The organism is Bradyrhizobium sp. (genome assembly GCF_035484855.1).
Taxonomy (GTDB): domain Bacteria; phylum Pseudomonadota; class Alphaproteobacteria; order Rhizobiales; family Xanthobacteraceae; genus Bradyrhizobium.
The window spans coordinates 1-14687 of the sequence record NZ_DATHOP010000284.1 but is presented as its reverse complement, the minus strand read 5'-3'; the positions used below and the strand labels follow the sequence as shown (position 1 = coordinate 14687).

8 protein-coding genes and 2 pseudogenes are annotated in these 14687 nt (G+C 63.8%); 3 read left to right on the top strand and 7 right to left on the bottom strand.

Annotated features, from left to right (window positions below; translation table 11 throughout):
• The 6 genes and pseudogenes from VK804_RS31885 to VK804_RS31860 form a co-directional block, all read right to left on the bottom strand.
• A pseudogene (locus VK804_RS31885) lies at positions 1-588 on the bottom strand (hypothetical protein); the annotation flags it as partial.
• Between the two features lie 35 nt (positions 589-623).
• A complete protein-coding gene (locus VK804_RS31880; protein WP_325752272.1) occupies positions 624-2036 on the bottom strand; it encodes a hypothetical protein in 1413 nt (470 codons plus the stop codon).
• Positions 2037-2148: 112 nt separating this feature from the next.
• Entirely contained in the window at positions 2149-3549 is a 1401-nt protein-coding gene (locus VK804_RS31875; protein WP_325752271.1) for a CoA transferase, read from the bottom strand.
• Between the two features lie 153 nt (positions 3550-3702).
• Positions 3703-7149: an error-prone DNA polymerase gene (locus VK804_RS31870; RefSeq protein WP_325752270.1), complete on the bottom strand. Its 3447-nt coding sequence runs from the start codon at positions 7147-7149 to the stop codon at positions 3703-3705.
• A complete protein-coding gene (locus tag VK804_RS31865) occupies positions 7146-8750 on the bottom strand; it encodes a DNA polymerase Y family protein (protein ID WP_325752269.1) in 1605 nt (534 codons plus the stop codon). Before VK804_RS31865 ends, VK804_RS31870 begins: the two co-directional genes overlap by 4 nt.
• On the bottom strand, positions 8641-9450 hold the full coding sequence (locus VK804_RS31860; RefSeq protein WP_325752268.1) for a DNA repair protein: 810 nt from the start codon (positions 9448-9450) through the stop codon (positions 8641-8643). Before VK804_RS31860 ends, VK804_RS31865 begins: the two co-directional genes overlap by 110 nt.
• Positions 9451-9707: 257 nt before the next feature.
• Here VK804_RS31860 and VK804_RS31855 point away from each other — a divergent pair.
• A pseudogene (locus VK804_RS31855) lies at positions 9708-10304 on the top strand (UdgX family uracil-DNA binding protein); the annotation flags it as partial.
• 147 nt (positions 10305-10451) lie between these two features.
• Positions 10452-12074: an inorganic phosphate transporter gene (locus VK804_RS31850; protein WP_325752267.1), complete on the top strand. Its 1623-nt coding sequence runs from the start codon at positions 10452-10454 to the stop codon at positions 12072-12074.
• Positions 12075-12144: 70 nt separating this feature from the next.
• On the opposite strand, the gene VK804_RS31845 is transcribed toward VK804_RS31850, so the two are convergent.
• On the bottom strand, positions 12145-13317 hold the full coding sequence (locus tag VK804_RS31845) for a M20 aminoacylase family protein (protein ID WP_325752266.1): 1173 nt from the start codon (positions 13315-13317) through the stop codon (positions 12145-12147).
• A gap of 154 nt (positions 13318-13471) precedes the next feature.
• Here VK804_RS31845 and VK804_RS31840 point away from each other — a divergent pair.
• The coding region (locus VK804_RS31840) for a GMC family oxidoreductase (RefSeq protein WP_325752265.1) at positions 13472-14687 on the top strand (1216 nt) is incomplete at its 3' end.

Genomic DNA, 14687 nt, shown 5'->3' with positions numbered 1-14687 from the left:
TATGATGACGGGAAGACCGATGCCCTGTGTAGTCAATGCGGCGATCCATCCGAGGATCGGCGCGCTCTCGAAGCAGAATTGCGTCGTCACATTGACCTGGATTTTCGTTCTGGCGCCCCAGTCGCGCCAGGCTTCCAGCACCTTGAAGGCCTCGGCCGCCGCCAGATAGGGATGGCCTTCGGGGTGGCCTGCGACGCTCACCGATCGGATGCCATGCGCCTCGATCAAGCAGCTCCCCCCGACATCGAGGCTCGACTTGAACGGGCCTCGCGCCAGCGCGACATCGCCCGCGATCAGCAGCACGCGTGCGACATCGGCTTCGCCCCGCAGCCGCGCCAAAAAATCATCGAGCATCTCGCGCGAGGCCATTTCGCGCGCCGCGATATGCGGCACCGGGTTAAAGCCGGCGCGACGCAGCGCGGTCGCCGTCTCGATATTATGGCGATAGCTGTCGCCGGGCAGGAAGGTGATGGTGACATCGGTGCCGGCCGCGAAATGATCGTGCAACTGCTCCAGCTGGTGCCCGCGCGAGGAGATCTCGACGGAAGCCCGCGACAACAGTGTAATAAGTTCGTCGCCGGATGCCATTGCGGCTTTGCTCCGCTTGCAGGTTCCGCCGCGCGTCAGGCGCGGCGTCGCGAAATCACATAGGTCTCGTCGTTGAACCAGAGACCGCCATGCTTTTTCAGCACGCGGTCGGTGGCCTCGAGGTAACGGCCCTCGCGGACCACCTCGGACAGCCGGTCGTCCTCGATCTGCGCGACATAGATCGCGGCGTTCCAGGCCGCGAACAAGGTCGAGGTTCCGATCGGCCCGCTGACCTCGTCCGGAAGCGTGTGCATGCGGTAGCGGAAGATCGAGCGTGCGTCCGACGAGGCGTTGAAATTATAGTGCCGCGCCGCGGCGCCAAGCTCGTGCTTGACCTGGCGCAGGATCGCATAGCGATCGGTCTTGAACGGATCATCGCCGGGCCAGACCTGGTCGATGATCTCGATGCCGGGATCCTTGCCGTGCGAATGGATCCCGATCAGCCGGCCGCCGGGCCGCAACGCCTTGACCAGCGGCGTCACGATTTTTGAAGCCTTGAACTCGACGCTGGCGCGCGCCCGGTACGGTTGCGAGGCGATCACCAGATCGTAGTCGGCCATCACCCGCCCGGGCCGCGGCATGATCGGATCGAGCAGGAAGGAGTGATCCTCGCGCCGCAATGTCAGGATAATCGGCCGCGTATAGACGGGATTGCCGGTGGTCGGACTGATCCCGGCCCGCCAATTCTCGGCCAGAAAACCTTCGAGCTGTCCGATCTGCTCGGCAAAGCCGTGCGCGGTATTGCCGGTGAGCGCGACATCCTTCCAGATCAGGCCCTGCGCCGAAGTCACCGAGCGCGGCGTCAGCCACGGCGCCTCCGCGTAGTAGAGGTTGGTGACGACCAGCACGGTCGCCGGATGCTCGAACAGCCGATCCGCCATCTTCTCGAGCATCAGCCGCACATCCTCGTAGCTGATTTCCTTGGCGACGACATAGAGCGGCATGGTCGGGAAGCGCGCATGCACCGAGCGCATCACGCGCGACAGCACGGTACCGTCGCCGACACCGGCGTCGAAGATGCGAAGCGCCGGCGGCGCCGGCTGCAGATTGCCGAGCTCGAGCGAAATCCGGTTGGCGATTTCGGTCTTCTCGCTGCAGGTCGAGACGAACAGCAGGTATTTCTGCCGGTTGTCGAAGAACCGGAACCCGGCCGGGACGATGTCGGCTACGACCGCTGCACCGTTGACCGGCTTGGCGCCCGCGGCAGCTTTGGTCTGCGCGGGGGGCTGCATGGCCCGATGTTCGCTGAGATAGGCGCGCACCTTGTCGAGCGTGCCGGTGGTGATCCGGGCGCCGTCGCGCAAACGCGACACCAGTTTGCCGTCGTTGACGACGAGCCGCCCGAAGGTGGATTCGGCCGTTTGGGTCGCGCGGCAATAGTCGCGGATTTCCCCGAGAATCTGGTCGGAGGTTCCGACGGTTTGGCCCTGGTGTTCCCCAGTCCGCATGGTCATCTCCTGCGGTTTTTCCCTGATGGTATCAAGGAACAGCCACAGGGAAGCGTCAACCACAAACGGAGTGGGCAGAATTCATGGGCATACGCCCACATCAGTACCGAAATTAGCCGTGGCGCCCCGGCCATTGCGGCGGGTGACTGCCGAGCGGCATCGCGGGTCGCTCCCAGCGCGCCGGCGTTTTCGACAGGATGGCGGAATGGCTGACCGCGCGCAGCGGGCCGAAGCCCGATGACACCTGTTCGAAGAAGGGACTGACCGCGTCGGCCTGCAAATCCGCGGTTTTGAGGCCGTCGGCGACGCGGCCGAGGTTCCACAGCCATCGGCCGGTCTGCGCCAGCGACACCCGGACATGCCAGCTGCCGCCTTCGCACGACTGGCGCGCCTTCGCCATCATGGCGCCGAACGCCATCAGGTAGCCGGTGGCATGGTCGAGCATCTGCGCCGGCAATTCCTTCGGACCGTCGATGCCGGCGGCCTGGCCTTCGGCATGATTGAAACCGGTCGTGGTCTGTACCAGCGAGTCGTAGCCGCGGCGCTCCGCCCACGGCCCGGCGTGACCGTAGGCCGACAGCGAGACGTAGACGATGCCGGGATTGATGCGGGCGGCATCCTCCGGCGCGAAGCCGAGGCTCGCGATCGCGCGCGGGCGATAGCCTTGCGAAAAAATATCCGCAGCGGCGAGCAGATCGCGCAACACGCCCCGTCCCTGCTCACTCCTGAGATCGACAAAGCTCGTGAGCTTGCCGCGTCCGGTGTCGATGGTGAGCCAGGGAATCGCCGGCAGATCGGGACTGGAGATCAAGAGCACATCGGCGCCATGGGCCGCGAGCGTGCGGCCGGCGACGGGAGCAGCGATCACCCGCGACAGGTCGAGCGCGCGGACCCCTGCAAGCGGGCGGTCGCCCGCCGGCCAGGGTTTTGGCGCGGCCTCGCCGATTTTTTCGATTGTGATGGTCGGCAGCGCCGCCAGCGCCCGGGCGTGCGGCGACGCCGACCATTCATCGTGCGAGCGCATCATCGCGACCACGCCGCCTGCGGCATAGGCCGCGGTCTCGAACGCCTCGGCTTCCCAGCCCATCAACGCGGCCTGGACCTCGTCGCGCACCGGCTTGCAGTTCAGCACCTTGCAGACGGCGGCCTGGTGATGGGGAAAATTGGTGTGCAGCCGCACGTAACGCCCGTCGCCGATCTTGTAGACGCCGGCGATGACGTCCCAGGTCGGCGGCGGCGACTTGCCGTCGACGCGCAGATAACGCTCGCTGCGGCATTCGACGACGGCATGGCGCATGTCGACGGTCACATCCTGCGATTGCCCCGAACGCAGTTGCCAGATTTGTGCGGCCGCAAGGCCCGCGGCGGCGACGCTGGCCTGCGCGGCGGCCGCGACACGAAACGACGACGGCAGTTGCGGTTCTTCCCCGGTCAGCGTGACGGCATCGAGCGTGGCAGGCTCGCCGCCGGCGAGTGTCCAGAGATCGGCGATGATTTCGCGGGGGCTTTGCATGAGGATTTTCCGGCGTGTCGATCTCGCAATTATAGCTGCTTGTGCAAAATAGGCGAGAGCGGCTCCCACCGTCATTGCGAGCGGAGCGAAGCAATCCATCTTTCTTTTTGGTGCTCGATGGATTGCTTCGCTGCGCTCGCAATGACGACCGGCTCAATGAAAATCCCGCGAGGGCGGCAGGATGCGCACATTGCGGGGATGGCGGATTTTCTGGGCGGGATTGTCCGGATGCTGGCGCCGGTCATCATGCAGCGGTTCGATCAGCGCGGGACCTGCCGGCACGGGGTGTTTCCGGCCGAGCGCGTCATTGGCGAGACCGACGAGATCGCGGGAGCGGTCGAACAATTTCTCGGCGACGAGATGCACGACTTTCTCCGGGCTGCTTTGAATGGTGCCCTCGACCAGCACCAGCCGCGCGCCCATCACTTCTTTGCGGAATTTCTCCATCACCTTCGGCCACACCACGATATTGGCGATGCCGGTTTCGTCTTCCAGCGTCATGAAGACGACGCCCTTGGCGCTGCCCGGGCGCTGCCGCACCAGCACCACGCCGGCGCAGCGGACATATTGCCTGTCGCGGGCATGACAGACGCCGTCGCAGGCGATCACGCTTTCGCCGGCAAACATCGACCGCAAAAATTCCATTGGATGGCCCTTCAGCGACAGCCGGATGGTCTGATAGTCGGCCACCACCTGCTCCGGCAGCGGCATCGCAGGCAATGCTTTCGCATTTTCATCCGGCTGCTCGCGCGCGGTGGCCGCCTCGAACAGCGGCAGCGGCACGTCGTCGGGCAGCCGGCGCACCGACCAGAGGGCGGCGCGGCGATCCAGCCCGATGGAGCGGAACGCATCGGCATCCGCCAGCAGCATCAGCGCGCGCTTGGGCAAGCCCGTGTCGCGGGCGAAATCCTCCAGCGAGGTGAACGGACGGCGCTGCCGCGCGGCGATGATGCGCTCGGACCAGTCTTTAGTTTCTCCAATGTCATTCCGGGGCACGCCAAGCGTGAACTGCGATGTGCAATTGCACATCGGAGAATCTCGAACTTCCGGGTTCGTCGCTATCGCGACGCCTCGGAACGACAATTGAATTTCTTTCAGCCTTTCCTCGTCCGGATCAACCCAATGAAATCCGTCGATCTGGCGAAAGCCCAGCCGCACGGCGCAATACTCTCCGTCGCCCTGCTCCAGCGTATTCTGCGCATGACTGAAAGACACGTCGATCGCGCGCACCTCGACGCCGTTCTTGCGGGCATCGCCGACGATCTGCGCCGGCGCATAAAAACCCATCGGCTGCGAATTCAACAGTCCGCAGCAGAACGCGTCGGGATGATAGTGCTTGAGCCAGGACGAGACATAGACGAGCTGCGCGAAACTCGCGGCATGGCTTTCCGGAAAGCCGTAGCTGCCGAACCCCTTGATCTGCTCGAAACAATTCTTGGCGAATTCAGGCGCGTAACCCCGCGCGATCATGTTGCCGATCATCTTGTCTTCGAATGTGCCGATGGTGCCGACATTGCGAAAGGTCGCCATCGAGCGGCGCAGCCCGTTGGCTTCCTCTGGCGTGAATTTTGCGGCCTCAATCGCAATTCGCATTGCCTGTTCCTGGAACAGCGGCACGCCAAGCGTCTTGTGCAGCACCCGGTACAACTCGTCCGGCGGTCCATGCTCGGGCGAGGGCGAGGGATAAATCTCCTTCTCGATGCCGTTCCGCCGCCGCAGATAGGGATGCACCATGTCGCCCTGGATCGGGCCCGGTCGCACGATCGCGACCTCGATGACGAGGTCGTAAAATTTTCGCGGTTTCAAGCGCGGCAGCATGTTCATTTGCGCCCGGCTCTCGACCTGGAACACGCCGAGCGATTCACCGCGGCACAACATGTCGTAGACTGGTTCATCATCCTGGGGAACCGTCGCCAGTTCGTGACGCTTGCCCTTGTGATCGGCGATGAGATCAAAACATTTTCGGATGCAGGTCAGCATGCCCAAGGCCAGCACGTCGACCTTCATCATCTTCAGCGCGTCGACGTCGTCCTTGTCCCATTCGATGAAGGTGCGATCGTCCATCGCGGCATTGCCGATCGGCACGTAGGTGTCGAGCCGGTCCTGCGTCAGCACATAGCCGCCGACATGCTGCGACAGGTGCCTCGGGAATTCGATCAGTTCGGTTGCCAGTTCGACGGCAAGCTCAACCATCGGATTTTTCGGATCGAGCCCGGCCTGCTTGACCTGCATCTCGTCGAGGCCGTCGCCCCAGTTCCCCCATACCGTATCGGCCAGTGCCGCCGTCACATCCTCGGTCAACCCCAATGCCTTGCCGACATCGCGAATCGCACTGCGTGGCCGGTAATGGATGACGGTCGCGATAATGGCGGCGCGATGCCTGCCATATCTGCGGTAGACATATTGCATGACCTCCTCGCGCCGCGAATGCTCGAAATCGACGTCGATGTCGGGCGGCTCCAGCCGCTCCTTGGAGATGAAACGCTCGAACAGGAGATCGACCTTGGTCGGATCGACGGAAGTCACGTCGAGCACATAGCAGACGGCCGAATTCGCCGCCGATCCCCGGCCCTGGCAGAGGATTTTCTGCTCACGTGCGTAATGGACGATATCGTGCACGGTGAGAAAGTAATGCGCGTATTTGAGCTTGCGGATCAGGCGCAGTTCCTTGTGCAGAACCTTTTTGGTCTTGGGCGAAATCCGGATCGGAAATCTCCTGTGCGCACCCTGCCAGGTCAGATCTTCCAGATGACGCTGCGCGGTCTTGCCCGGCGGTACCGGCTCATCGGGATATTGGTATTTGAGCTGATCGAGCGAAAAATCGATTCGGCCGGCAAACCGCATAGTTTCCGCAATCGCTTCGGGCACATCGTAGAACAGCCGTGCCATTTCATCCGCAGGCTTGAGATGACGTTCGGCGTTGGCTTCAAGGCGCTTGCCGATGGCATCGATGGTCGTCTTTTCGCGGATGCAGGTGAGGACGTCCTGCAGCTGGCGGCGCGCAGGGTCGTGATACAGCACCTCGTTGGTCGCCAGCAGTGGTACGCGGGCGGTTGTGGCCACGCCATGAAGTCGCGCCAGACGACGCCTGTCGTCGCCACGATACAAAAGGCTGGCCGCAAGCCACACCCCATCCGCGCGGCTGCGCCACAATTGATCCAGAACCTCGATCGATTTCGTCGCTTCGAAGCGATGCGGCAGCATCACGGCGAGAAGCTGCCCCTCGGCGAATTCCAGCAGGTCATGCAGCCTGAGATGACATTCCCCCTTTTCAGTACCCTCACCTCGTTTGCCCCTGGTCAACAACTGGCACAGCCGGCCATAAGCCGCGCGATCGCGCGGGTAGACCAGCACGTCCGGCGTGTCGTCCATAAAAACGAGACGCGAACCGATCAGGAGTTTGGGCTTGTGATTGACCTTTGGATTTTCCAGCTCCTTGTAGGCCCGCACCACGCCCGCCAGCGTATTGTGGTCGGCAATGCCGATAACGGGAAGACGCAGATCGCTCGCCTGATGTACATAATCCCGCGGGTCCGATCCTCCCCGCAGGAACGAGAAGTTCGTCGTAATTCCGATCTCCGCGTAAGCCGGGTTCATCATGCGAACAACCCATGCATGTACCAGTTCGGCTGAACCGCCCTGCCCTCCTGCTGTTCGATCTCGCGGTCGTAAAGTCCGTCGCGATAGAGCCAGAACCGCAAGCCCGCTTCGTCCTCGACGCGGAAATAATCGCGCGTCAGCATCGTCCCTTCCGCACGCCACCATTCCATGGCGACGCGCTCGGGACCTTCGGCGCGGACCACGGCGTGGGTAGCGCGGCGCCAGACAAAGCGCGCGGGCGGGCCATCCGGCACCTGGGCGATGACTTTTATTTGCTCCGGCCGATCGAACAATCGCAACGGCCGCAGCGGCGGTTCGCCTTCGGCACGCGCCGGCCAGACCGCGTTTGTGGCAGCCGTCAGATGATGCTGCGCCGGCGCCGCCAGCACCGCGCGCTCCGGGATGTGGGTGTCCTGCGGCAGGTGCACGACCACGCGTTTTCCCCCGATGCGCGCGGCGATGCGGTCGATCAGGGCGGCCAACTCGTCATTGTCGTGCACATTGGCATCGAGATCGCGCTGTTCCTGCACGACGATCTCGGTGCGGCTCGCCGACAGGCGGATCAGATCGAAGCCGAAACCGGGATCGAGCGGATCGCTCAGGGCGCCGAGCCGTTCGCGAAACAGCCGGTCGATCACCTCACGCCTGGTCACGGGCTGTCCGGTGTCAACCATGATAGTGCGGACCGCGCCGTCGGTGCGGAAGAAGCGGGCTTCCAGCCGCCGCGCGCCCTTGCCCTGCTGCGCCATCGCCGCAACCAGCATTCCGGCCAATCTGGACAGGGTCGCGGAGATCACCGTTTCGGTCGTCACCGGTTCGGCGAAACGTTTCTCCACAATGTAGTCCGGCAGCGGTTTCAGGGGGCTGATCGGCGCATCGCCTTGTCCCAGCGCCTGCTCCAAAAGATTCGTAAAATCAGCGCCGAAGCGGGCGGTGATTTCATGCCGGGCACGGGAGGCGACGTCGCCGATGGTTTTCAAGCCGGCGCGGCGCAGGCCGGTGACGACGGTGGCATCGGCGCCCAGCGCCGATACCGGCAGCGGTCCGACCGCATCGGCTTCCTCGCCAGGCGAAACGATGCGGCCATGGACATGACGGGTCAGCGTGCGCGCACACACCGCGGTGCCGGCAATGGCGGCGCTGACCGCAAAGCCCTGCGCGGTCAACACGTCGCACAACAGCCGCATCATCGCAGCCTCGCCGCCGAACAAATGGACACAGCCGGTGATGTCGAGAAACAGGCCGTGCGGGAAATCGAGCGCCACCAGCGGGGTGAAGCGGTCGCACCAACCGGCGATGGCGTTCAGCGCCTGCGCGTCGGCGGCCTCGTCGGCGTCGAATACCCGCAATTGCGGGCAGATGGCACGGGCGTTGGCGAGCGGCAAGCCGATATCGAGGCCGAGGCGTGCTGCCGCATCGTCGAGCGCGAAAATCTGCAGCGCATTGTTCTGCTTGGCGACGACGACGCTGGGATCATCGGCATTTTGGCCGTTAGCTGGCGCGGCGTTGTTCCGCGCGAGCTCGCGCTTGATGCGATCGATGGGCAGGCGCGGCAGCCACAAGCTGAGGATACGCCGACGGTTGACCGAAAAGGCACTCATCACATTTCCATTCCATGATCCACCGGCCGACAGGGCCATGACGGTTGCGGACAAGCTGCGTGTCGAACAGCGGCGCGCCCCACGCGCTCGCCAGCAAAGGCGCCTGCATAGCCGGCGGCGAATGCGCCGCGCGCACGATCCATCTTGTCTCCGCCGTCGAGGGTTGTGGCTCCGCCGCCATCCGCAGCAACAGGCAGGTGACGCCCGAAGCCTGCGCCGCCAATGTCAGCTTGCGGCTGGCGACGAGATCGAACTGACGCGCCTGCCCCCAGACTTCCAGCACGACTACGCCAAGCGCATCGCAGGCCAGCGCATCGGCGGCACTGCGCAACGCGGCGTCCACATCCACAGCGCGCACCGTCACCAGGCGGCGCGGATCGAGCCCGAGTTCGACGAGCCCGCTCATCGACAGCGCGCCCGATTCAATTTCGGTGAAATCCTGACGTATCCAGACCAAAGGCCGTCGCGCCGCCGCGCGGCCCGCAAGCCCCGCGACAAAACCAGTCGCCGCGGCGCTGTGTCGGCCGGTTTCCGTGAACACCTCATGCATCGCGCCCAAAGCCAGACCGCCCTGCAGCAGCGTGTCCGCCTCGGCATGCCCGAGCGCCACCCTGCGCGGCGCGTACGCATCGCCATGTGCCTCGATGCGCTCGATGTTGCCGCGCAGAGCCGCAAGCGTGTTCGTGCGTGCGCCGCTCATGCGCCGCTCCCGGGAAAGATCTGGACTGCCAACCGGTTCAGGGAGAACCAAAAGCTGGATCATTTGTTCATGATATGTTCTAATATAAAGCTAACAAGGTCAGGAGAGTCAATCGGGATCCGGAGTTTATGTTTTTTCCAAGCAATCCCAATGGGATCGGAGGAACTCTTCCCGTCCGGCCAGCATTAAAGCTGACCGCGGCAATGACACTCTCAACGATATCTGGAGAAATGCCGATGCCGACCGCCTTCCTCAGCCTCAAAACCCTGCGCGAAGAGGCGGCCGGTTGCCGCGCCTGTCCGCTCTGGAAAGATGCGACACAGACCGTGTTCGGCGAAGGCCCGCCACACGCACCGCTAATGCTGGTCGGCGAGCAGCCCGGCGACAAGGAAGACCTTGCCGGCAAGCCGTTCGTGGGGCCGGCGGGACAGATGCTCGACCGCGCGCTCGAGGAAGCCGGCATCGACCGCAAACAGGCCTACGTCACCGGTGCGGTAAAACATTTCAAATTTGTGCTCAGGGGAAAATTTCGCCTGCACCAGAAGCCGACGACCTCGGAGATCAGGGCGTGCCGGCCATGGTACGAACGCGAACTGGCCGCGATCAGACCCGCGCTGGTGGTGGCGATGGGCGCGACCGCGGCGCAATGCGTGCTCGGCAAGATCACGCCGATCAACAAGAATCGCGGCCGCCTGATCGATCTCGAAGATGGGATCCAGGCGCTGGTGACGGTGCACCCGTCCTACCTGTTGCGATTGCCTGACGAGGATGCCAAGGCACGGGAGTACGAACGCTTCGTCAGTGATCTGAAAATTGCCGCGGCGCTTGTGGATAAGTCCCTGCATGCGGCCTGAACTTGTCCGGAAAGGGTCGGCTGTTCCTTGCTTTCCCGCTTCTCCCTCGCCGCAATATTGCTGCGCCGCAACTTCAACGCTCGCACTTCACGCTCCTGTCACATGCCCCAAGCTAAAATCCCCCCATTGGGACAGGGGAATATCCACATGAGCGATATGGCGTTACCGGGTTCGATCGAGCCCGCAATCCGGAAAGGTCCAGACCTCGATGGCGGCTTTCATCCGCTGACCGGTATCATCTACATGGGAGTGGTGACGGCAGCATTGCTGTTCGTCGCCTACAGCATCTACCTCGACATCGATGCGACCGGCACCAAGGTGACGACCTATCTGCCGTACCTTCTGCTGTTCGTCGCGCTCCTGATTGCGCTCGGCTTCGAATTCGTCAACGGCTTTCACGACACCGCAAATGCTGTGGCAACGGTCATCTATACGCGCTCGATGCCAGCCCACATCGCCGTGGTCTGGTCGGGCATGTTCAATTTGTTCGGCGTGCTGCTGTCGAGCGGCGCGGTGGCCTTCGGCATCGTGTCGCTATTACCCGTCGAATTGATCCTGCAGGTCGGCAGCGGCGCCGGCTTCGCCATGGTGTTCGCGTTGCTGATCGCGGCCATCATCTGGAACGTCGGCACCTGGTATTTCGGCCTGCCCGCATCGAGTTCGCACACCCTGATCGGATCGATCATGGGTGTCGGCATCACCAACGCCCTGATCCGCGGCCGCGACGGCACCTCCGGGGTGGACTGGTCGCAGGCGGCCAATATCGGCAAGGCGCTGCTGCTGTCGCCCCTGTTCGGCTTCGCACTGGCGGCGGTCTTGCTGTTCGTGCTCAAGACGGTGATGGCCCACGCAACGCCGGCGCTGTTCGCCGAGCCCAAGGGCGACCAGCCGCCGCCCTGGTGGATCCGCGGCATCCTGATCCTGACCTGCACCCTCGTCAGCTTCTTCCACGGATCGAACGACGGCCAGAAGGGCATGGGCCTGATCATGCTGATCCTGATCGGCACGGTGCCGACCGCCTATGCGCTCAACCGCGCACTGCCCGACAGCCAGATCAAGCAGTTCAGCGTCCATTCGGAAGCTGCCAGCGCGGTGATCGAAAAGAAGGGCGCCGGCTTCAACATCCTGGGCAATCCGCGCCCGGCGGTGACGAGCTACGTCGCCGAGCACCAGATCAATGAGGGAACCTACCCGTCATTGGCGGTGCTGGTTAAGGACATCAGCAACCAGGTGACTCAGTACGGATCGCTGGCAAAATTCCCGGCAGACGCCGTCGGCAATACCCGCAACGACATGTATCTGGTTTCCGAGGCGCTCCGCTTCCTGATGAAGGACAAGGAGAGCGAACTCAACAAGGATGAGGTCGCGACCCTGAACAGCTACAAGGGCTCGCTCGACGGCGCGACCAAGTTCATCCCGACCTGGGTGAAGATCGCGGTGGCCATCGCGCTTGGGCTCGGTACCATGATCGGCTGGAAGCGTATCGTGGTCACTGTCGGCGAGAAGATCGGCAAGACTCACCTGACCTATGCACAGGGCGCCTGCGCCGAGATTACCGCGGCGGCGACGATCGCAGCCGCCGACGGCTACGGACTGCCGGTGTCGACCACCCACGTGCTCTCCTCCGGCATCGCCGGCACCATGGCGGCCAGCGGCTCCGGGCTGCAATGGTCGACGATCCGCAACATCGCGCTCGCCTGGGTATTGACATTACCGGCCGCGATGATGCTCTCCGGCTTCCTTTACTATCTGTTCTACAGCATCCTTTAGGTCGCAACCGTTCGTCATATTGCAAAGGCCCGCGCAACTGCGCGGGCCTTTTGATTGATCGACTGACGGCTCACGCCGCCAGCGTGTTCTCGACCAGCTTGATCCAGTACGAGGTGCCGTGGACGATCGCCTCGTCGTTGAAATTATAGGCGGGGTGATGCAGACCGGCGCTGTTGCCGTTGCCGCAGAAGATGAACGCCCCCGGCCGTGCCTCCAGCATGTAGGCGAAATCCTCCGCCCCCATCATCGGCGGCGACTCATGAACATTGGCGTCGCCGGCGACTTCCTTCGCCACCTGGATGGCGCGGTCGGTCTGCGAGGCATGATTGACCGTGACGGGATAGCCATGCTCGTAGGTGAGATTGATCTTGGCGCCGGTGATCTGCGCCACGCCGGCGACGACCTCACGCACCCGCTTCTCGACCAGTTCCCGCACCTCCGGCGTCAGCGTCCGCACCGTGCCCCTGAGTTCGGCGGTTTGCGGGATGACGTTGCGGGCGTTGCCGGCATGGAACTCGCACATCGAGATCACGGCCGATTCCAGTGGATCGACGCTGCGCGCGACGATGGTTTGCAGCGCCGTGATCAGCTGCGCGCCGACCAGCACGGAATCGATGCATTTATGCGGTCGCGCCGCGTGCCCGCCGAGCCCTTCGATCTTGATGTCGATCGAATCGGTGGCGGCCATGATCGGACCGGGCCGGATCGCAAACGAGCCGATCGGAATGCCCGGACCGTTGTGCATGCCATAGACCTGCTCGATGCCGAAGCGGTCCATCAGCCCGTCCTTGATCATCGCGGCGGCGCCGGCGCCACCTTCCTCGGCGGGCTGGAAGATCACGACCGCATCGCCGGCGAAATTCCGCGTCTCGGCCAGATAGCGCGCCGCACCGAGCAGCATCGCGGTGTGCCCGTCATGGCCGCAAGCATGCATCAAGCCAGGCGTCTTGGAGGCATAGGGCAGACTGGTCGCCTCCTCGATCGGCAACGCGTCCATGTCGGCGCGAAGCCCGATCACCTTGATGTCGCCATTGGCCGCCCGTTTGCGGCCCTTGATGACGCCGACGACGCCGGTGCGGCCGAGTCCGGTGGCGACCTCGTCGCAGCCGAACTCCCGCAACCGGTCCGCCACGAATGCCGCGGTGCGGTGCACTTCATACAGCAATTCCGGATGCTCGTGGATATCGCGGCGCCAGGCCTGGATGTCGGGTTGCAGATCGGCGACGCGGTTGACGATGGGCATGGCGGTTATGGGTTTTCCGGGTTGAGGGCTCTGCCCTGTCTAGCATGCAACCCGCGGTCTGCCCAATTCTCCTCGGGCGCTGTACAGCGGGCGATGGCGACGCTATGGCCTTCGATACGCTATGGTGCTGAAACGGGCGGCATGGTGATGGCTTATGAAGCGGCTTGAGGGTGATTTCGACTATATTGTGGTCGGGGCGGGCACCGCCGGCTGCATCGTCGCCAACCGGCTGTCGGCCGATCCCAGCAATCGCGTGCTGATCCTGGAGGCCGGCGGCAACGACAACTGGATCTGGTTTCATATCCCGGTCGGCTATCTCTTCGCGATCGGCAATCCGCGCTCGGACTGGATGTTCCGGACCGAGCCGGAAGCCGGCCTCAACGGCCGCGCGCTGGCCTATCCCCGCGGCAAGGTGATCGGCGGCTCCTCCGCCATCAACGCCATGATCTCGATGCGCGGACAAGCCGCCGACTACGACCACTGGCGCCAGCTTGGCCTCTCCGGCTGGGGTTACGACGACGTGCTCCCCGCGTTTCGCCGGCTGGAGGATCATTTCCTCGGCGAAAGCGAGCACCACGGCATCGGCGGCGGCTGGCGGATCGAGGCGCCGCGATTGTCGTGGGCGATCCTGGACGCGGTCGGGGACGCGGCGCAGGAAATGGGGATTCACAAAATTGCGGATTTCAACACCGGCGACAATGAGGGCGTCGGCTATTTCCATGTCAACCAGAAGCGTGGACGCCGCTGGTCGTCGGCGCGCGGTTTCTTGAAGCCCGCGCTGAAGCGTCCCAATCTGCGGCTCGAAAAGGACGTGCTGGTCGACCGCCTGATCGTCGAGCAGGGCCGCGCCGCCGGCGTGCGCTTCAGCAGAGGCGGCGAAATTGTGGAGGCGCGCGCCAAGGGCGAAGTGATCCTGTGCGCCGGCTCGATCGGATCGATCCAGGTGCTGCAGCGCTCCGGCATTGGGCCTTCGGAATGGCTGGCGCCGCTCGGCATCGCAACCGTGCTCGACCGAAAAGGCGTCGGGCGCAATCTGCAGGACCATCTGCAGCAGCGGGCGATCTACAAGGTCGATGGCGTGCGCACGCTGAACGAGACTTATTACTCGCTTCTCCGGCGCGGCCTGATGGGGCTCGATTATGCGTTGCGCCGCCGCGGGCCGCTGACCATGGCGCCGTCGCAGCTCGGGATCTTCACGCGCTCCGATCCGCGCCGCGAGCGCGCCAATATCCAGTTTCACGTGCAGCCGCTGTCGCTGGACAAGTTCGGCGATCCCCTGCACCGTTTTCCCGCCATCACCGTGAGCGCCTGCAATCTGCAGCCGACCTCGCGCGGCACCGTGCGCATTCGCTCGCATGAGCCGGACCAGG